Source organism: Shewanella frigidimarina NCIMB 400 (assembly GCF_000014705.1).
Classification (GTDB): Bacteria; Pseudomonadota; Gammaproteobacteria; order Enterobacterales; family Shewanellaceae; genus Shewanella; species Shewanella frigidimarina.
This window is the reverse complement of the sequence record NC_008345.1, coordinates 4,605,039-4,623,689: the sequence shown is the minus strand read 5'-3', so window position 1 is coordinate 4,623,689 and position 18,651 is coordinate 4,605,039. Positions and strand designations below refer to the sequence as shown.

The window sequence follows — 18,651 nt, the reverse complement described above, 5'->3', positions numbered from 1 at the left end:
TTGATAGCATAGGCACTTTAATCATTTATTACGATAGCCATGTATTGTGATTCAAGCGGATGATTTTGGATTATCACCAATAGGTATATTAGATTTAACATCTTAATAGTATCGTTTATCGATAACTTATTGCTGATAAAGGGCTTGTGTGTTAACTTTGTTTTAACATTAACCAGCTTAGAATGATCATGGATAGAATTGTCTCGTTAAGTAAATGGATTAAATTGCTGATTGTATTTTTAGCTTTATTACAAGTCACTAGTTATAGCGGAACTATGGTGTTCGGAGAATTCCAAGCGGGTGAATATGTGTTAACCATTGATTGGTGGGGTTGGTTTAGTAGTTATCTAGCTGTCGACTTTGGTACACCTTGGCAAGCTCTCGCTCAAAGCCTTTATGATGCGGGATTTCATCCTGGGATCATTCTGGGCAGTGTTGAAATTTTACCTTACCTGTTTATTTACTATTTTCTCTACCAACTTTTTGGTCTGTATCAGCAAGGTAATGTGTTTACTCCAAGTAATTTCCGCTGCTTGAGCCGTATTGCTTTGGTATTTTTAGTTTGGATTTTACTCAGCCTTTTTTACCCGATGATCATCGCATTTACATTGCACTTTAGCGGTACATCTAGTGCGGTACCTGTTTATTTTAGTCTTGGCAGCCAAGAGTTAAAGTATGCACTTTTCGGGATGATTTTTTACTGTGTAGCATGGGTCATGAAGCATGCAACGGAGCTTCAAGAAGAGGTGGAGTTGACAATTTAATGGCCATAATTATTGAGCTGGATGTGATGTTGGCAAGGCGGAAAATGAAGTCCACTGAATTGGCAGAATTGATAGGCATAACCCCTCAAAATTTGTCAGTGCTTAGAAGTGGCCGTGCAAAAGCGATTCGATTTTCGACACTAGACGCTATTTGCCAGCATTTACAATGCTCGCCAGGTGACATTTTAGTCCACAAGGACGATGAGTAAATTAAGGAAAATAATATGCAAAATTGGCTTAAACAAATAACCACAGGTGCAATGATAGGAACCACAGTGCTGGTTACTTCAGCATGTACTATGCGCCTAAGTGAAAGCACTTTTATTGCCAGCGATGAAGTCCCCGTAGCGTTTACTGCTGAGTTTACTCAACAATTACAGCAGGCGATGCCTAATCATTTGATTACCCCACTTAGCTTAGAGGCAAGTGATCACGTTAAGTTAAATGGTTTTTATATTGATAACCCCAATAGCCTTACAACATTGGTCTTTTATCAAGGCAACGGCATGAAAATCGAACCACATGGCCTGTCGGTCCTTACCACATTATCGACGCTCAATACCGACATTTTAGTGATGGATCGTCGTGGATTAGGGGCAAGTGAAGGCCAACCAAGCATTAACAATATTATTGCAGATGCACAGCAACAACTGGATTATTTACATCAGCAATATCAGCCTGAAAAAGTGATATTGCACGGTTACTCACTAGGCAGTTTTATTGCCGCTGATTTAGCAAAAAATAATAAAATAGATGCGCTGATTTTACACGGTTCAGCAACTAATGCCGACGACTGGGTTGATGAAAAAACACCTTGGTATATGGCACCGTTTATGACTTTGGAAATGCCAGAAGATTTTCGTAAAACAGATAATAAGCAAGTGGTCGCGCAATATTATCAAGGGCCATTATTAGTCATTGCGGCAGAAGAAGATGAAGAGGTCCCGCCTGAACTGTCTGAAAAACTGTTTGTAGCTAGCCAGTCAGCCAATAAGCAGTTAATTATGGTGCCCAATGTTGGCCATCAAGGCATGTTGGACGATGCCAATACCATGAGTCAGTATCAAACGTTTATTACTGAGCTTTGATTTGAGTTTTATCGTGTAGATAAATGTATTCAATTTTTAATGTATTTTTGGATGCCTACGACACCAACTGCCGTTGGCGTCGTAGGGCTTTTAGAAGTTGCAATAGATATAAGCAAGAGTATAAATCAACCCACTAGTGGCAGTTATTACTGTTGCTAAATTTACTTTAACTTCAATTGTGATTGAAGTTTTCATGGCAAAAATCCATTCAAACGACTCAACCGGTTGAATCATAAATGATTCGCATTTATATACCGCGTTGCCACGCGGTTAGGTTTGCGATGACTAGTATTAGCTCCCCCAATTCGGACGACTTCTGCTGGATCTACCAGCCCAAATTTTGAGCCCCGCTCTAGATAAGGTATCGCCCTTTAGCCGCTTACCAAGCGACATTCGGAGTTGGTGACTCCGAAACTTTTATAAATAGGTGATAATTAATTGATGTTATAGGAATTTAATTCTTTAAGGTAGTTGTTTCTTGAAATCATTAGGATTTTTGAATAAAGCAGAATATAACGAAGTTAAAAGCTGGATTTTATTTTCGTCGCAATTTTTTCACACATCAGAAAATGTAGACATAACGCTGAAGGGTTGCAAAGGGGTGTAAGTATATTACCCCTTTGCCCTTGTGTGGACAAAGCGCCACGACGTTAATTACGCCAGCTTTAAATCATACTGGTTACGGTACATCACCATATCTTCGATGGTCAGTACAGGCATGTTGTGCTTAAGGCCGAAGGCGATAATTTCTGGTGTTTTGGCCATGCTGCCATCTTCGTTAGCCAGTTCGCATAATACGCCAGCTGGCATTAAGCCTGCCATTTGCATTAAGTCGACAGTCCCTTCGGTATGACCTCGGCGAGACATTACTCCACCAGCGCGAGCACGCAATGGGAATACGTGTCCAGGATGGGCCAAATCTGATGCTTTGGCATCGCGGTTTGCGGCTGTTTTAATGGTGGTTACGCGATCTTGTGCGGAAACGCCAGTGGTAACACCATGCTTTGCTTCAATAGAGATGGTAAACGCAGTTTGGTTGGCGCTGTTGTTATTAATAACCATTGGCGGCAATTGTAACTTGTTGGCGTGTTCGTCGGTTAAGCATAAACACACAATGCCGCTGCATTCGCGGATCATTAATGCCATTTGGGCTGTGGTTAAGTGCTCGACAGAATAAATAATGTCGCCTTCATTTTCACGATCTTCATCATCGAGTAGTAATACGCCTCGGCCTTCTCTAAGCGCTGCTAATGCGTTTTCTACACGGGTGATTGGTTCGCCAAATTCGGCAAGTAGTGATAACTGATTCATGGTTGTACTCCTAAAATGACCAGAATCAGGGCTTGTAAAGAGGGATATAAATCCAAAACAAATTGCATCAACAAGCCGAGGCTAATTGATGTATCTCTATTCTCTCTCATCCGGACTGTAACCGTCGGCTCTGGACTGTTAGGCATTACTCATGAGTAAAACCTAAGTCACCAGATCTGCTGACCTCGACGAATCGAGCGCTCGCGGGCTCACTTTTTCAAGTTTACCGCCGGTGGGGAATTGCGCCCCGCCCTGAGAATTATAAACAATGTTGTTTGCGCTGATTTGGCTGTAATCGACTCAACGACTACGGCGTTATTGGCAGTAAGTTACGTGAAACTCAGTTAACTCACTGCCAATTTAATCAAAACGCCTCGCTATGTTAATCAGTTAAGCCGCAGATGAAAAGGGGGATAAGTCTCAAAAAGAGTAACAAATAAAGTGTAATGCCAATTTTGTGCTACCAAATGATGTTAAAGCCGCTTGCTCGCTGGTATGACCTTTGTTAGCCTGTCGCGCTTACATTAGGAGTAACCGTGCATGAATCTGTATTTTCGTATTATTTTGTTGTTTTTATGGCGAATAGGTCATTGTAAAAGTATTGGTTTTTTAGGCACTAGCCGAATTGATTACCGTGCTTTACCGTTAGATTGCGATATCAATATGCATTTAACTAACTCGCGTTATCCTGCTTTTATGGATTTAGCGCGCACCTATTTGATTGCCGAAATGGGTTTGATGAAACAGTTTCTAAAAAATAAATGGTTACCGATAGTGAATGCGGCAGAGTTTACTTATATCCGCGATATTAAGCCGTTTGAGAAGTTTACCATTGAAACAAAAATCGTTGGTTGGGATGAAAAATACTTTTATATTGAGCATCGTATGCTTACCGCTCGTGGTTTACATTGCATCGCGCATGTCCGTGGTGTGTTTGTATGTCGAGGTAAACAAGTGCCTATTGAAACCTTAATTGCTGCTGCCGGTTACACAGGTGACACACCTGAAATACCTGCTGAAGTGGTTAAATGGAAACAATTTTTACAACTAAAAAAAGAACGTAATATATAACGTTAGTTTTTTTTGGTATCGATGGTAATTTTTAAAGATCAACAAGCCTTAATCTGTCGTATTGGCAGGTTATTGGTTGGGTTAAAGGAGCTACGCGGTGGCATTAGAAAAGTTCAGTGATATTTGGGCGCGAGCTTGTGAGCGTAAAGGCGGATCAGCGGCAGTTAAGTCATTGCTGCCTGACAGTCTCGATGCCGATGAAATCAGCGAATATACTGATGCGCAGTTATTGTCTGTTATGAGTAAACGCGTGTTTCAAAGCGGCTTTGTGTGGCGAGTGGTTGACAATAAATGGCCTGCTTATGAAAAAGCCTTTTTTGACTTTGAGCCAATGAAAGTGCTGATGCTGTCACCCGATCAAATTCAACAACGGGCAACCGACCCAGCACTTATTCGGCATCAAAAGAAAACCCAAGCAATTGTTGATAATGCTTATATGATCCAGCAGATTAATGCTGAACACGGCAGTTTTGCAGAATTTATTGCGAATTGGCCAAGTGATGATATTACTGGTTTGTGGCAAATGCTTAAAAAGCGCGGCACTCGTTTAGGTGGCAATACCGGGCCTTATTTTTTACGTGCTATAGGTAAAGACACGTTTTTGCTAAGCCAAGATGTGCAGTCATATTTAACTGCTCATAACGTCGTTGATGCTGGCTTTACATCGCAAACCGCTTTACGCCAAACCCAAGCTGCTTTTAATCATTGGCAACAAGAATCTGGCATGAGTTTAGCGCATATCAGCCGTATTATTTCGTTCGGTGTGGGTGATAACCGAGTGTAGAGTAGCCAACAATGTGCTTATGCCTGATAACGGCATAAAAACATGGTTACTATGCTGGCGGCAATGTCATCTTTTTGTTGATCGTTTAATGGCTCTTCGACTTGAAATATTAATGGCCAAAAACATTGGCCTTTAATCAAGCTTTGTACTTCTCCTTGGGCCTGTTCAACATTCGTCACAGTTAAGCGTCCGTCCAGTGTCGCTGCTTTTATCCAGCGCAAAATAGCCGTTTCTTCTTTAATAACCTTTTGCAATTCTTCCTGCATTTCAGTGGTATAAAACAGATGGCCAATCACCATTCGTGATACTTCAATGTGCTCTTCTGATTGAATGTAATCCATATCAAAACGCACCAACTGTTGCAGTTGTTCTGCCAAAGGTTGATGTGAGCTATATATCACAGAGGGTTGAGATAATGCTTGTTGCCATAAATCAGTCATCAAGGTCATCACCAAAGCTTCTTTGGTGGCAAAGTGGTTGTATACCGTGCGCTTAGACACTCCAGCTACTTCGGCTAATTTATCCATACTGGTTGCCGCAACCCCTAATTCTTTAAAGGTTGTTCTGGCTGCTTCAATAATCGCGGCACGTTTAATCTGGCTGCGTGTTTGCTTTTCTGTGTTCATTGGTTTCATCTAAGCGATCTTATTGTAATATTTTACACTGAGTAGTTTACTTTTCAATAAGGGATTATTAAACTACACCGTGTAGTTTACTTTTGGAAGCGATAGATGAAAATATTAATGAGTCTTTTAGTCGTGCTTGGTGCATTGATTGTCATTATTTTGATCAGTAAATATTGGTTTGCATCGCGTGGACATAAAACACAAATATTCAGCAATACCGAAAAAGTCTATCAATCTGGTATTAGCAGCTTATGGCCAATTGCCAAAGCTTATGGGTCGGCAAAGCGCCAAGCGCCCATTCCCCAAGGTGAGATTCCATTAGAAGCACTGACTCCAGAGATATTGGATCAATCAACGGAAGACACTGTTTATCGTTTAGGCCATTCAACGTTATTGATGCGTCTTGATGGTGAATATTTATTGATTGACCCGGTATTTAGCGAGCGAGCATCACCGGTGCAGTGGGCTGGGCCAAAACGTTTTCATCAATCGCCAATCAGTATTGCTGATTTACCGGCAATAAAAGCGGTGATTATTAGCCATGATCATTACGATCACCTTGATAGAGCAGCCATAGAGCAATTGGCTGCCAAGGTGCAACATTTTGTGACCCCACTTAAAGTGGGTGAGTACTTAACCACTTGGGGCGTAGATGCCATTCAAGTGACTGAACTGGAATGGTGGCAGTCTGTTGAATTAAATGGCTTGAGCATTACCGCTACGCCAGCACAACATTTTTCTGGCCGGGGCTTGCTTGATCGTAACCAAACCTTATGGGCTAGTTGGGTGATTCAAGGCTTACAACATAAGGTGTTTTTTAGCGGAGACAGTGGCTATTTTAATGGCTTTAAAGAAATTGGTGAGCGTTATGGACCATTTGATCTCAGCATGATTGAAACTGGCGCCTATAATGAATTGTGGAGTGATATCCATATGTTGCCAGAGCAAAGCCTACAGGCACATATTGATGTTCAAGCAAAGGCAATGATGCCAATACACAATGGCACCTTTGATTTAGCATTGCATGATTGGTTTGAGCCTTTTGAACGTATTAACCAGCTAGCAAAACAGCAAAATGTCACCTTGCTTACGCCAAAGTTTGGTCAAGCGGTGATGTTAGCCAATCCACAAGCTAGCGAGTTATGGTGGCGTGCCATTATGCTTGAACCACAAAATACAGATGAATTAAATCAAGTTGTCATCAACAGCAATTAAGTTAATGTATTAACAGTGAACATAGACATGGATAGTTTAAGCATTAATTGACTTTACCAACATGTTACCAAATAGTGTATTTAATGCCTTAAAAGGTAATCTTTGTTTGATTACCCGTGTAACGATTACAGTTTGATAACATATTCAATATATATAACTGAAACTTATTATTTATTTACAATTTATTCGCATTAGGTTTGTTGTTTGAATTTTATACCTATGCGATAAAGTACACAGAAAATTTAACAGGTTAATTTTAGCTATTTTTAAATGAAATTCCTCAAGACCGAGGTGTCATATTGAAAATAAATTGGAGTAGGAGCACTCATGCACAAAGCATTGAAAGTCGCCGCAGTTATTTCTGCTGCATTATGGATTACCGCTTGTGGTCAAGGGGATGAAAATGCCCAGTCACAGCAACCGCGACCACCTACACCCGTTGGCGTGATGACAGTTGAAGCAATTTCGCAAGCGATTAAGGTTGAATTACCTGGTCGCAGTCGTGCCTTTTTAGAAGCCGAAGTGCGTCCACAAGTGTCAGGTATTATCACTAAGCGTGCCTTTACCGAAGGCACCGAAGTTAAACAAGGTCAATCTCTATATCAAATTGATGCAGCCACTTATAAAGCGGCATTAGTGAGTGCAGAAGCCGATCTTGCTAGCGCAAATGCTGGTTTAGCCTCAGCAAAAGCCAAGGCGGCGCGTTATGCCAAATTAGTCAAAACCAATGCAGTTAGTAAGCAAGATTTTGACGAGACGGAAGCGTTATTTAAAGAAGCGCAAGCTTCAGTAACGGTAGCAAAAGCCGCCATTAATACTGCGACCATCAACACCGAATATACTGAAGTTAAAGCACCGATTTCTGGTCGTATTGGTAAGTCATCTGTTACTGCTGGCGCGTTAGTTACCGCTAATCAAAGTAATACCTTAGCGACAATTCAACAGCTCGATCCAATTAATATCGACATCGTTCAGTCAAGTGCACAATTATTGCGTTTAAAAGCCAATTTACGTTCAGGCCAGTTACTGAAAAGTGACAATGCTAAAGTGACCTTATTGCTTGAAGACGGCAGCACATATGATCAGCAAGGTACATTACAATTTGCTGAAGTTAATGTAGATGAAACTACTGGTTCCGTGACGTTACGTGCCGAGTTCCCTAATCCTGACGGTATATTATTACCTGGTATGTATGTGCGTGCGCTATTAAATGCTGGCCAAGACCCACAGGCTATTTTAGTGCCTCAACGTGCTATTACCCGTAATAGCAAAGGCCAAGCGGTTGCAATGATAGTAAACCAAGACAGTAATGTTGAAATGCGCGTGGTACAAACCGCTGAAGTGATTGGTCATCAATGGCGCATTGTCGATGGTTTGTCTGTTGGCGATAAATTAATTGTCGAAGGATTACAAAAAATCCGCCCTGGTGCACCAGTATCTGCACAGGTGTTAACGGCTGATCAACCACAAAAGTAGGGAATAATTATGGCTCGCTTTTTTATTGATCGCCCTATTTTTGCGTGGGTGATTGCATTATTAATTATGCTTGCAGGTGTGTTAGCCATTAAAGGCTTACCCATTGCGCAGTATCCAAGTATTGCCCCGCCAACCGTAGTGATCAGTGCTTTCTATCCTGGTGCTTCTGCCAAAACCATGGAAGACACAGTCACTCAGGTGATTGAGCAGCGCATGACTGGGCTTGATCACTTACGCTATATTTCATCGACCAGTGACAGTTTTGGTAATGCCACTATCACCTTAACATTCAATGCTGAGGCTGATCCTGATATTGCTCAAGTGCAAGTTCAGAATAAGCTGCAAGCGGCTACGCCATTATTACCTTCTGAGGTTCAGCAGCAAGGTGTCAAAGTTAACAAATCTAGCTCTGGATTTTTAATGGTGCTTGGCTTTGTGTCTGCAGATGGTTCAATGGGCAAAAGCGATATATCTGATTATGTTGCTGCCAACGTTCAAGACCCAATGAGCCGTGTACCTGGCGTGGGTGAGATCACGTTATTTGGTGCGCAGTATGCAATGCGCATTTGGTTAGACCCGTTTAAGTTAACTCAATACAAATTAACCAGTATTGATATCGTTGCGGCAATACGTGAGCAAAATGCCCAAATATCAGCAGGGCAATTAGGTGGTGCTCCGTCGGTTGCTGGTCAAGAACTTAACGCGACCGTATCAGCACAGAGCCGCTTGCAAACCCCAGAGCAATTTAAGCAAATTATTGTTAAATCTGACTCATCAGGTGCTAACGTTTATTTAGGCGATGTTGCTAGAGTTGAGTTAGGTGCAGAAAGCTACGCGGTTGACTCATATTACAATGGTAAGCCAGCGTCGGGCCTTGCATTCAAGCTGGCTACAGGCGCGAATGCGTTAGATACGGCAGAAGGCATTAAAGCCAAAGTTAATGAGATGAAAGAGTTTTTCCCTCAAGGACTTGAAGTCGTTTATCCCTATGATACAACGCCATTCGTAGAGCAATCGATTGAAGGTGTTGTGCACACATTGATTGAAGCCATTGTATTGGTCTTCTTGATTATGTATCTGTTCCTTCAAAACTTCAGAGCAACGCTTATTCCTACCATTGCGGTACCAGTAGTATTGCTAGGTACGTTTGCGGTGCTATCCGCTGCAGGTTTCACCATCAACACTTTAACCATGTTTGCCATGGTATTGGCCATTGGTTTGCTGGTGGACGATGCAATTGTGGTGGTGGAAAACGTCGAACGCGTGATGTCGGAAGAAGGCTTAAGTCCGCTGGAAGCGACCCGTAAATCGATGGATCAAATTACCAGTGCCTTAGTGGGTATTGGTTTGACCCTGTCAGCTGTATTTGTACCAATGGCATTTATGTCTGGGTCGACTGGTGTTATTTATCGTCAGTTCTCGATCACCATTGTATCGGCGATGGCCTTGTCGGTGTTTGTGGCAATTGTACTTACGCCAGCATTATGCGCCACCATGCTAAAGCCAGTTAAAAAAGGTCATACTCACGCTGATACCGGTTTCTTCGGGTGGTTTAACCGCAAGTTTGATGCAATGACCTCTCGTTATGAATCAAGTGTGGGAAGTATTTTAAAGCGCTCATTCCGCGTCATGTTGATCTACGTTGGCTTGGTTATCGCAGTGGCTTGGATTTTCTTACGCATGCCAACCGCATTTTTACCCGACGAAGACCAAGGTATCTTGTTCACTCAAGCTATTTTGCCAACCAACTCAACCCAAGAAAGCACGGTTAAGGTATTAAAAGATGTATCCGACTATTACCTTACCGAAGAAAAAGACCTGGTAAATTCAGTGTTTACTGTTGCGGGCTTTAGTTTTGCGGGTTCTGGTCAAAACATGGGTATTGCGTTTGTGAGCCTAAAAGATTGGTCCACACGTGAAGCGCCTGGTGAAGATGTTAAGTCGTTAGCGGGTCGAGCCATGGGCCGTTTTATGCAAATTAAAGAAGCGTTAGTGTTTGCTTTTGTGCCGCCATCAGTGATTGAACTGGGTACCGCAAATGGTTTTGACGTCTACTTAAAAGACTTAAATGGTCAAGGACATGGCAAGTTAATTGAGGCGCGTAATCAATTATTAGGTATGGCTGCACAAAACCCTAACCTTGTTGGGGTGCGTCCAAATGGCCAAGAAGATGCGCCCATCTATAAAATTAATGTTAATCACGCCAAATTACGTGCATTAGACATTGATATTAATAGTGTGAACAGTGTCTTGGGTACCGCGTGGGGTGGGTCGTATGTGAATGACTTTATCGACCGTGGGCGAGTGAAAAAGGTTTATATCCAGGGTGAGGCTAAATATCGTATGCAACCTGGGGACTTAGACTCTTGGTATGTGCGCAACAATAATGGTGAAATGGTGCCATTTTCGGCATTCGCATCAGGTTCCTGGGAGTTTGGTTCTCCTCAGTTACAACGTTTTAACGGTGTGCCTGCGGTTAATATTCAGGGTGCTACCGCCCCGGGCTACAGTACCGGTGCTGCGATGGATGCACTTGAAGAAATGGCTGAGAAGCTTCCACCTGGCTATGGCTTAGAGTGGAATGGTTTGTCGTACGAAGAGCGTTTATCGGGTAACCAAGCGCCTAGCTTATATGCCTTATCTATTTTAATCGTATTTTTAGTGTTAGCTGCATTGTATGAAAGCTGGTCGGTACCATTATCGGTCATTTTAGTTGTTCCACTCGGGATTATTGGTGCCTTGCTGGCAATGAGTGCTCGTGGTCTGCCTAATGACGTATTTTTCCAAGTAGGCTTGCTAACCACGGTGGGCTTGGCGACTAAAAATGCCATTCTAATTGTCGAGTTTGCTAAGGAATACTACGAGAAAGGTTCTGGCTTAATTGAGGCAACCTTGCATGCTGTTAGAGTACGTTTACGCCCAATTCTAATGACCTCTTTAGCATTTGGTCTAGGTGTTGTGCCATTAGCGATTAGCTCAGGAGTAGGCTCTGGTAGCCAAAATGCCATCGGTACTGCGGTATTGGGCGGTATGATGACCTCCACCTTCTTAGGTATCTTCTTTGTGCCGTTATTCTTTGTGGTGGTTGAACGCATTTTCAGTAAGCGTGAAAAACCCACTGAAGAGGAAAATGAAAAAGTTGATAATGATAGAAAAGATATTTAATTTTTTACATTATTGATTGTTAAAAGCCCAGTTTTTCTGGGCTTTTTTGTGACTATTGTTTCTCTATTGATGCAGCTGCTAATAAATAGCGTTAATGGTGTTAAGTCAGCATTATTAAACGATATTTTGATGTTTTTTTGAGGGAAAACTGCAAGAGTGTTTAAAAAACACTCTTGTGAAAATGCTTTTAGGTAGTTGATAAAGTTAAAGATTAAAATTTAAACTGTACAGTATTCAACCGTGCTAGTACTGTTGTTTGTGTTATAGTTAAGATCTGAATCAAAACAGCTTATTAACATCTATTGGTGTTTGGCTTACTCTTTTGTGGTTTCTTTTTAGCAAAGGTATCGCCGATAAAGATGAACTTTTGATTAAATAATGATTATGATAGTGAATAACAATAATAAAGGATGTCACCATGCAGGTGCTTTTTATAAGCTTCACTTTAGCCGCTATTCTGGCTTATCTTTGGTATGCCAGTTTACTCAAAAAACGCACTTCAGCCATTGAAGCGCTAAAAGTGATCGACTCAAAAATTGATAAAAGACTGACATTGTTTACCGAGCTATGTCAGGAAAAACCATCTTATCCACGCCCTTTAACAGATGACCAACAAGCCCAGTTGGAGCTACTAAAACAGTTACAGCCCGAACACGATTGGGAACAACCGATTGAAGAGTCAAATATGGCTGGTGGCTCGTTGTCTGTATCGATAGCCGCTTGGCAACAGATTGATCAAGGTTTAGAAGCATTATTAGCTACGGTGAATAAAGACAAACTGTGTGCCGATCAGCTCGCCGAATATATACAGCTAGAGCTCGACTTTGTCCACGCGGAAGACTTTTACCGTAAAGCCGTAGACGAGTTAAACAGTGGGGTTAAAATTTTTCCCGGTTCGGCAGTAGCAAAGTTCGCCCGTATCGCGCCGATGCCGATATTCGATCAAGTGCAGGAATAGTCAAATGACATGGCGTAATCGGCAGACGCTATTAGGTATCGCTACGTTGTTGGCTTGTATTTGTGTACCTATACAAGCCAAGCAAGTGGTTTATCCTGCCGTGGAAGACGTTGAAAAGCCGCAAATTAAAGCTAAGTATATTCCTCAGCAAGCCGCAGCAAAAAAGCAGTTATCGTTACAGCAATCTCAAACTACCACCGCTGAAAATCACCCAGCGCCAACGATAGAAACATATAACGTGTTGAGTCGCCGCAACACTAAGCCTGCCGATGAGCAATCAATTAATGATCAGCTGTCGTTGAATGCTGGCTATGTGGGCGATAAACAAAAACCGCGTACGTTAACCAATAATTATTCGTTAACAAAAACGGGCTCAGTATCGAGTAAGCCTCGCGTTAAGGCCAGTTACTCCGAAAATGGTATTGTCAGTGATTTAGGCGTGGAAAAGCGTAAAGTGTTTCAATACAAGCAAACCAATGGGGTGATGGTGTTTAGCGATCAACAACCGCTGGATGCAGACTACCAAGTATTATTGTATGAATGTTTTGCATGCCGGGTCGATTCGGTTATCGATTGGTATAAAATCCCATTATTTACCTCACATTTTGCAACCGATGTGGCTTTAGCCGCGCGGCAGTATCAGCTTGATCCTGCACTTATTCGAGCAGTGATCCATGCCGAGTCAGCGTTTAAAATTGGCGCGTTATCCAAAGCTGGCGCTAAAGGCTTAATGCAATTAATGCCAGGTACCGCTAGCGATATGGACGTTGATGATCCTTTTAATGCTCAACAGAATATTCGTGGTGGCAGTCGTTATCTTGCGCAATTATTGAGCAAATTTGACGGCGACATTGACCTTGCTTGTGCGGCATACAATGCTGGTCCAACAACGGTGATGCAATACCGCGGTATACCGCCCTATCCTGAAACACAAGCTTATGTGAAGCGCGTAAAAATATTATTAAAACGCTACCAAAAAGCATTAGCCAGTTAACTTAAGGTATTTATTAATGAACCATTTAATTCATAAAGTACAACCTAAGCGGGTCAAACTCAGTCGTAACAACGGTTATTGTTTAGCGGGCATGGCTGGGTTGTTGATATTGGGCGCTGTAACCGTGCCTGCATTTGCTGCCGACAAATCATCGTTTGTAGCCCCATCACAAGAAGATGTGCGTTTATACGACATCGCTACCGCACCGCAAGCTAAGCGGATTGAACAAGATCTTCGAACCTTAGTCGGTTTTGGTACTCGGCACACTTTGTCTGATACCACATCTGACACTCAAGGTATCGGTGCTGCTAGACGTTGGATTGAGGCTGAATTTAATCGTATATCAAAAGAATGTGGTGGCTGTTTAGAAGTGGTGACAGTGGGCGACACTGTTCAAGGTAAACGAATCGAAAATCCAACCGAAGTAGTTAACGTTATCGCGATTCAGCGCGGTAAAACGGATCCTAAGCGTGTAGTGATGATGAGCGGCGACATTGATTCACGTGTTAGTGATGTGTTGGATGCTACCTCAATTTCTCCTGGTGCTAACGACAATGCATCCGGTGTGGCAGGGGCGTTAGAAGCAGCGCGAGTATTATCAAAATACCAATTTAACGGCACTATTGTTTATGCTGCATTGTCGGGCGAAGAACAAGGTTTGTATGGCGGCAATATTTTAGCCGATTACGCTAAAGCACAAGGGTGGCAAGTACAAGCGGTATTGAATAACGACATGATAGGCAATATTGCTGGTATCAATGGGGTGGTCAATAACAGTAGTGTGCGGGTGTTTTCTGAAGGCGTACGTTTTGCCGAAACCGCAGATGAAGCCAAAGAACGCTATTTTAGTGGCGGCGAAAATGATTCTGCTTCACGCAATTTAGCCCGTAAAATTAAATCACTAGCCGACCAGTACATGACTAATTTAGAGGTGATGCTGGTGTATCGACTCGATCGTTTTGGTCGTGGTGGGCATCATTTACCGTTTAATCAGGCTGGTTTGCCTGCCGTGCGGATTATGGAAACCAACGAGAACTATAATCGCCAACATCAAGATATTCGCGTTGAAAACGGCATTGCGTATGGCGATGTGATTGAAGGAGTGGATTTTGACTTTACCGCCAAACTGACTGCGCTTAATGCGTTAAGTTTAGCGTCACAAGCATGGGCCCCAGCGCCACCAACTAAGGTGACCATTGCAGGGCAAGTCTCACCAAGTACCACATTAAGTTGGGCCAGTACTGACGACAACACGGTTGTCGGTTATCGCGTATATTGGCGCTCAACAACGGTAGCGGAATGGACTCATAGTCGCTATGTCGGCAAGGTTAATCAGTTCACGTTAGATAATATGGTTATCGACAATTATTTGTTTGGTGTCGCGAGCGTTGCCGCGAATGGTAATGTTAGCCCTGTGGTATTCCCTGGTGCGGCAGGCGCGTTTTTTAAGTAATGCTCAGTCATACGTCAATAAATAACATCAAGGTCGTGGCGCTTCGCCCACACCTGACCAAGAAGGGGAAAACTGCTTCCCCCTCTTGGATCTCCCCCACAGCTCCGACAAAGTGTTGATCCTCATAGCATAATAAAAATCGCCTAACGGCTCAGATGGTACATCCATGTACCCCTGAGCCTGTGCCATCATCCATGATGTCACTACGGCATTTTCATCACACTATTTCGGACACTTCGGACGGAGAACCATTGAGCCTGCAGGTTAATTCCATTTGAAATTTGTGTGTTATTTCAATAAAGATAGTTAGGATCTGATACGACAATAAACTCACATCTTTTGCGGGTAGAAAGTCTTACTCGCCTACTTCCCACTTCACAGTAGTATGACCGTCAGCATGGCCTAATAGTGGCGCTAAGTAATCTAATGCTTCTTTAGCCAATACATCCATTTGCCAAGGTGGGTTAATTACCCATAAACCCGCAGCTGTCATACCAAACTCGTCACTGTCGGCGCTAATGCCTTGCTCAATACGCAGTTGTTTCTTAATGCCACTATTTTTGAGCAGCGTTAACATAGCTTCTGTTTGATCACGTTTAACCACCGGATACCATAAAAGAAATGTCCCGGTAGCAAAGCGTTTGTGGGCTTTAATGATGGCTTGAGCAACATCTTGATAGTCAGTTTTCATTTCATAGCTTGGGTCAATTAATATCACCCCACGACGTTCTAATGGCGGTACAGCGGCAATTAATCCCTGTAAACCATCACCTTTAATGACTTTGACTTGTCTGTCTTCCACAAAATAATCTGCTAATAACTCATGGTCAGTACCATGCAGTTCGTGTAACACCATACGATCTTGCGGACGAAGCTCAACATCTACAATAGCCGGTGAGCCAGGGTACACGGTTAACTCGCCATCAAACTCAGCGTTAAAGTGCTGCACAGTTTCAACATAGTTGGCCAATGCAGTGGGTAAATTAGCGTGGTCCCATAATTTGGCAACACCCTCTAAATACTCGCCGGTTTTTTGGGCGAACTCATCGGTTAATGAGTAGGCACCTGCACCTGCATGAGTATCGATATACACATAAGGTTTATCTTTTTTCTGCATCGCTTTTAATACTTGAATAAGCATTGAGTGCTTAAGTACATCGGCATAATTGCCTGCATGATAACCGTGGCGATAACTGAGCATGGGCATTTCCATTTACTAAATGAGACAGCAAAAACTGTGTAATAGCGACATTATAAGTTTTCTAGCGCGCGAGGTATAGGTGTTCACTGGTGATGGCTTTTGGCATAATGGCGTAGTTTCTTACATTGGCATGGTAATCATCTTGTTGCAGACCCCGATCTTCTTTAATCAGCAGTATCCTTCATTAGTCGATATAGCCCAGCGCTGGCAGTTGGTGTGGGACAAAGACGCCGCTTTTGAATTGCGTTTCGATCAAAACTGTTTGAGTTTGCATAAGCGTGATGAACCTAAACTCGACGGCATTAGCGTTGACTTTGTGTCTGGTGCTGTAGCGCATCGCCGTAAGTTTGGTGGTGGCCGAGGTCAGTCTATTGCCAAAGCTGTCGGACTAAAGCAAGGCGTAACACCCACCGTAGTTGATGGCACCGCAGGGCTTGGCCGAGATGCTTTTGTATTGGCCAGTTTAGGTTGTAAGGTCATTATGGTTGAACGTCATCCTGTAGTTGCAGCATTACTTGAAGATGGTTTACGCCGCGCTTATGAAGACGCCGAAATAGGCGAGTGGATGCGCGATTTGATGAGCTTATTTCACGGTTCAAGTATCAGCGCGTTAGCCGACGCAGCTCAATCATCGGGCACTGAAATTGATGTGGTGTATTTAGACCCAATGTACCCACACCGTGAAAAATCAGCTCTGGTTAAAAAAGAAATGCGCGTGTTCCAAACTTTGGTTGGCGCAGACTTAGATGCCGATGGACTGTTAGCACCCGCTATGGCACTCGCCACTAAGCGCGTGGTAGTAAAGCGCCCTGATTACGCAGAAGACTTGGATGGAGTTAAACCTAGTATGGTTATCGCCACCAAGAAAAACCGCTTTGATGTATATGTAAAATCCGCGATGAAATAACGGTGGGTTTGGTGTCTTATATTCGCGACAATAAGTATACGTTTTATGGCGTTATGGCCATTTTGCTGTGGAGTACCGTCACGGCATTAATCCGCGATTTATCCGAATTGTTTAGTCCCATTGCTGGCGCTGCAATGATGTATACCGTCAGTGCGCTATTTTTAATGTCGGTCATGGGAATACCCAAAATAAAAGATTACCCTAAGCGATATTTATTTATCGGCGGTGGGTTATTTGTTACTTATGAAATCTGTCTGGCATTATCTTTAGGCATGGCCAATAGCCGACTGCAAGCAATGGAAATGTCGATTATTAACTACTTATGGCCTGCGCTGACGATATTGTTAAGTGTCATGATGAGTCGTAACAAAGTGAATATTTTGGTTTACCCAAGTATTTTATTGGCATTTACAGGTGTTGCTTGGTGTATTGCTGGCGATCAGGGTATTTCACTTAGTCTGTTGTTAACTAATATTTCGGGCAACCCAATCACCTATTCTATGGCCTTTTCTGCGGCATTTATTTGGGCAATTTATTGCGTAGTCACTCAAAAAATCAGTAACGGAAAAAATGCGATTGCACTGTTTTTTAGCGCGACTGCGGTAACGTTGTGGATACAATATTTTTTGAGTAATGAACCCCGCTTACACTTCACCTTACCATCAACGTTTACATTATTGTTTGCTGGCATGGTAATCGGCACCGGTTATGCTTTGTGGAACCAGGCCATTATTGGTGGAAATATTATATTGTTAGGCACCTTGTCATATTTTACCCCTGTGTTTTCGACCATGTTTGCTTCTGTTTATTTGTCTATTTCACTTACGGGATCATTTTGGCAGGGTGTAGCATTGGTCACGTTAGGTTCCCTCATTTGTTTTTTAGTCACTAGAACCAAAAAACCGTCTTTATCTCATTAATATTCACATCATTAGATCATCACGAGATCACTAAAGTAGCATTACCTTATTTCCAAGAGGATTTTGGTTGGGTGTAATTGCAATTGTGTTTCTTAAGCGCTAATTTGCTGCTCGCGAATGACATCGTCAACAATGTATTAGGCCATTTACTCGGATTAACATAATGAGATTCTATTTTACTCGCATGCGATCAAAGGACATTTGTCCTCCTAGGCAACCGCTAAAGAAAATTGTTTGGTCATGGATTGGCGCATTTTGTGGTATTTACTTAGTTGCTGGTTTAGCGTTTTATACGGCCGCTAATCCTATGGGCAGTATGTTTGTAATAGGGTCTTTTGGTGCGTCAGCTGTGTTGGTTTACGGTGCTCCGTTAGCGGAGTTTTCTCAGCCCCGTAATTTAATTGGTGGCAGCGTAATATCAGCGTTAATAGGTGTTGCGGTTTATCAAGTCTTTACTGATTATATAGTGCTAGCCTGCGCTTTGGCTGTATCGCTATCTATTGCGTTAATGTACTTGACCAGAACCCTACATCCGCCCGCTGGTGCTACAGCGTTGATTGCCGTGATTGGTGGGGAAAACGTTCATCAGCTCGGTTTTCTCTATGCCTTAATGCCCGTGTTTTTAGGTACGGTATTACTCTTGATCGTTGCGTTGGTAGTGAATAATCTTTCCACAGATCCTAAGCGTCACTATCCTGTTTATTGGGTGTAAGCATCC

Annotated in this window: 17 protein-coding genes and 1 riboswitch; of the genes, 14 read left to right on the top strand and 3 right to left on the bottom strand. The window is 42.7% G+C overall.

Annotation, left to right across the window (positions count from 1 at the left end; genetic code table 11):
• Positions 1-188: 188 nt before the first annotated feature.
• Genes SFRI_RS19910 through SFRI_RS19900 form a run of 3 tightly spaced genes read left to right on the top strand, consistent with a single transcriptional unit; the run spans position 189 to position 1,852 of the window.
• Positions 189-764, top strand: coding sequence for a DUF2975 domain-containing protein (locus tag SFRI_RS19910; RefSeq protein WP_167526102.1), 576 nt, complete (start codon positions 189-191; stop codon positions 762-764).
• Entirely contained in the window at positions 764-973 is a 210-nt protein-coding gene (locus SFRI_RS19905; RefSeq protein ID WP_011639279.1) for a helix-turn-helix domain-containing protein, read from the top strand. Before SFRI_RS19910 ends, SFRI_RS19905 begins: the two co-directional genes overlap by 1 nt.
• Before the next feature lie 15 nt (positions 974-988).
• Entirely contained in the window at positions 989-1,852 is an 864-nt protein-coding gene (locus SFRI_RS19900) for an alpha/beta hydrolase (protein WP_011639278.1), read from the top strand.
• Positions 1,853-2,506: 654 nt separating this feature from the next.
• Here the strand turns inward: SFRI_RS19900 and ribB are convergent.
• The gene (ribB, locus tag SFRI_RS19895; protein WP_011639277.1) at positions 2,507-3,163 is read right to left on the bottom strand and encodes a 3,4-dihydroxy-2-butanone-4-phosphate synthase; all 657 of its coding nucleotides are present in this window, start codon (positions 3,161-3,163) and stop codon (positions 2,507-2,509) included.
• Positions 3,164-3,257: 94 nt separating this feature from the next.
• Positions 3,258-3,427: riboswitch (FMN riboswitch) on the bottom strand.
• Between the two features lie 276 nt (positions 3,428-3,703).
• On the opposite strand from ribB, the gene SFRI_RS19890 reads away from it, so the two are divergent.
• Complete coding sequence (locus tag SFRI_RS19890) at positions 3,704-4,234, top strand: thioesterase family protein (RefSeq protein ID WP_011639276.1); 531 nt, start codon at positions 3,704-3,706, stop codon at positions 4,232-4,234.
• A gap of 97 nt (positions 4,235-4,331) precedes the next feature.
• Positions 4,332-5,018, top strand: coding sequence for a DNA-3-methyladenine glycosylase I (locus SFRI_RS19885; protein WP_011639275.1), 687 nt, complete (start codon positions 4,332-4,334; stop codon positions 5,016-5,018).
• Between the two features lie 17 nt (positions 5,019-5,035).
• On the opposite strand, the gene SFRI_RS19880 is transcribed toward SFRI_RS19885, so the two are convergent.
• Positions 5,036-5,653 (bottom strand): TetR/AcrR family transcriptional regulator, encoded by a 618-nt coding sequence (locus tag SFRI_RS19880; RefSeq protein ID WP_011639274.1) that lies wholly within the window; start codon positions 5,651-5,653, stop codon positions 5,036-5,038.
• Positions 5,654-5,749: 96 nt separating this feature from the next.
• Here SFRI_RS19880 and SFRI_RS19875 point away from each other — a divergent pair, with 96 nt between their 5' ends.
• The 6 genes from SFRI_RS19875 to SFRI_RS19850 all read left to right on the top strand — a co-directional run bounded on the left by SFRI_RS19875 (position 5,750) and on the right by SFRI_RS19850 (position 14,905).
• Positions 5,750-6,859, top strand: a complete 1,110-nt coding sequence (locus SFRI_RS19875; protein WP_011639273.1) for an MBL fold metallo-hydrolase — start codon at positions 5,750-5,752, stop codon at positions 6,857-6,859.
• 327 nt (positions 6,860-7,186) lie between these two features.
• The gene (locus SFRI_RS19870) at positions 7,187-8,335 is read left to right on the top strand and encodes an efflux RND transporter periplasmic adaptor subunit (protein WP_011639272.1); all 1,149 of its coding nucleotides are present in this window, start codon (positions 7,187-7,189) and stop codon (positions 8,333-8,335) included.
• 9 nt (positions 8,336-8,344) lie between these two features.
• A complete protein-coding gene (locus SFRI_RS19865) occupies positions 8,345-11,500 on the top strand; it encodes an efflux RND transporter permease subunit (protein ID WP_011639271.1) in 3,156 nt (1,051 codons plus the stop codon).
• A 418-nt stretch (positions 11,501-11,918) separates the two neighbouring features.
• The gene (locus SFRI_RS19860) at positions 11,919-12,458 is read left to right on the top strand and encodes a hypothetical protein (protein ID WP_011639270.1); all 540 of its coding nucleotides are present in this window, start codon (positions 11,919-11,921) and stop codon (positions 12,456-12,458) included.
• 313 nt (positions 12,459-12,771) lie between these two features.
• Positions 12,772-13,452, top strand: coding sequence for a lytic transglycosylase domain-containing protein (locus SFRI_RS21820; RefSeq protein ID WP_374702264.1), 681 nt, complete (start codon positions 12,772-12,774; stop codon positions 13,450-13,452).
• Positions 13,453-13,543: 91 nt separating this feature from the next.
• Positions 13,544-14,905, top strand: coding sequence for a M28 family peptidase (locus SFRI_RS19850; protein WP_041413815.1), 1,362 nt, complete (start codon positions 13,544-13,546; stop codon positions 14,903-14,905).
• Positions 14,906-15,260: 355 nt separating this feature from the next.
• Here the strand turns inward: SFRI_RS19850 and SFRI_RS19845 are convergent, their stop codons facing one another.
• The gene (locus tag SFRI_RS19845; protein WP_041413252.1) at positions 15,261-16,106 is read right to left on the bottom strand and encodes a 23S rRNA (adenine(2030)-N(6))-methyltransferase RlmJ; all 846 of its coding nucleotides are present in this window, start codon (positions 16,104-16,106) and stop codon (positions 15,261-15,263) included.
• Between the two features lie 130 nt (positions 16,107-16,236).
• Here SFRI_RS19845 and SFRI_RS19840 point away from each other — a divergent pair, with 130 nt between their 5' ends.
• The 3 genes from SFRI_RS19840 (at position 16,237) to SFRI_RS19830 (ending at position 18,645) form a co-directional block, all read left to right on the top strand.
• Positions 16,237-17,013, top strand: coding sequence for a class I SAM-dependent methyltransferase (locus SFRI_RS19840; RefSeq protein WP_041413813.1), 777 nt, complete (start codon positions 16,237-16,239; stop codon positions 17,011-17,013).
• 11 nt (positions 17,014-17,024) lie between these two features.
• Positions 17,025-17,933, top strand: coding sequence for an aromatic amino acid DMT transporter YddG (gene yddG, locus SFRI_RS19835; protein WP_011639265.1), 909 nt, complete (start codon positions 17,025-17,027; stop codon positions 17,931-17,933).
• Between the two features lie 163 nt (positions 17,934-18,096).
• Positions 18,097-18,645 carry an HPP family protein gene (locus SFRI_RS19830; RefSeq protein WP_011639264.1) on the top strand — a complete coding sequence of 183 codons (549 nt, stop codon included), beginning with the start codon at positions 18,097-18,099 and terminating at the stop codon, positions 18,643-18,645.
• The last annotated feature ends 6 nt before the right edge of the window (positions 18,646-18,651 follow it).

What these genes read in the sequence shown, in the direction of transcription:
- SFRI_RS19875 (WP_011639273.1), top strand. Translation starts at nt 5,750, where the DNA reads ATGAAAATATTAATGAGTCTTTTAGTCGTGCTTGGTGCATTGATTGTC.
- SFRI_RS19890 (WP_011639276.1), top strand. Translation starts at nt 3,704, where the DNA reads ATGAATCTGTATTTTCGTATTATTTTGTTGTTTTTATGGCGAATAGGT.
- SFRI_RS19910 (WP_167526102.1), top strand. Translation starts at nt 189, where the DNA reads ATGGATAGAATTGTCTCGTTAAGTAAATGGATTAAATTGCTGATTGTA.
- SFRI_RS19905 (WP_011639279.1), top strand. Translation starts at nt 764, where the DNA reads ATGGCCATAATTATTGAGCTGGATGTGATGTTGGCAAGGCGGAAAATG.
- SFRI_RS19880 (WP_011639274.1), bottom strand. Translation starts at nt 5,653, where the DNA reads ATGAAACCAATGAACACAGAAAAGCAAACACGCAGCCAGATTAAACGT.
- SFRI_RS19860 (WP_011639270.1), top strand. Translation starts at nt 11,919, where the DNA reads ATGCAGGTGCTTTTTATAAGCTTCACTTTAGCCGCTATTCTGGCTTAT.
- SFRI_RS19840 (WP_041413813.1), top strand. Translation starts at nt 16,237, where the DNA reads ATGGTAATCATCTTGTTGCAGACCCCGATCTTCTTTAATCAGCAGTAT.
- SFRI_RS19845 (WP_041413252.1), bottom strand. Translation starts at nt 16,106, where the DNA reads ATGCTCAGTTATCGCCACGGTTATCATGCAGGCAATTATGCCGATGTA.
- SFRI_RS19870 (WP_011639272.1), top strand. Translation starts at nt 7,187, where the DNA reads ATGCACAAAGCATTGAAAGTCGCCGCAGTTATTTCTGCTGCATTATGG.
- ribB (WP_011639277.1), bottom strand. Translation starts at nt 3,163, where the DNA reads ATGAATCAGTTATCACTACTTGCCGAATTTGGCGAACCAATCACCCGT.
- SFRI_RS19900 (WP_011639278.1), top strand. Translation starts at nt 989, where the DNA reads ATGCAAAATTGGCTTAAACAAATAACCACAGGTGCAATGATAGGAACC.
- SFRI_RS19865 (WP_011639271.1), top strand. Translation starts at nt 8,345, where the DNA reads ATGGCTCGCTTTTTTATTGATCGCCCTATTTTTGCGTGGGTGATTGCA.
- SFRI_RS19850 (WP_041413815.1), top strand. Translation starts at nt 13,544, where the DNA reads ATGGCTGGGTTGTTGATATTGGGCGCTGTAACCGTGCCTGCATTTGCT.
- SFRI_RS19830 (WP_011639264.1), top strand. Translation starts at nt 18,097, where the DNA reads ATGAGATTCTATTTTACTCGCATGCGATCAAAGGACATTTGTCCTCCT.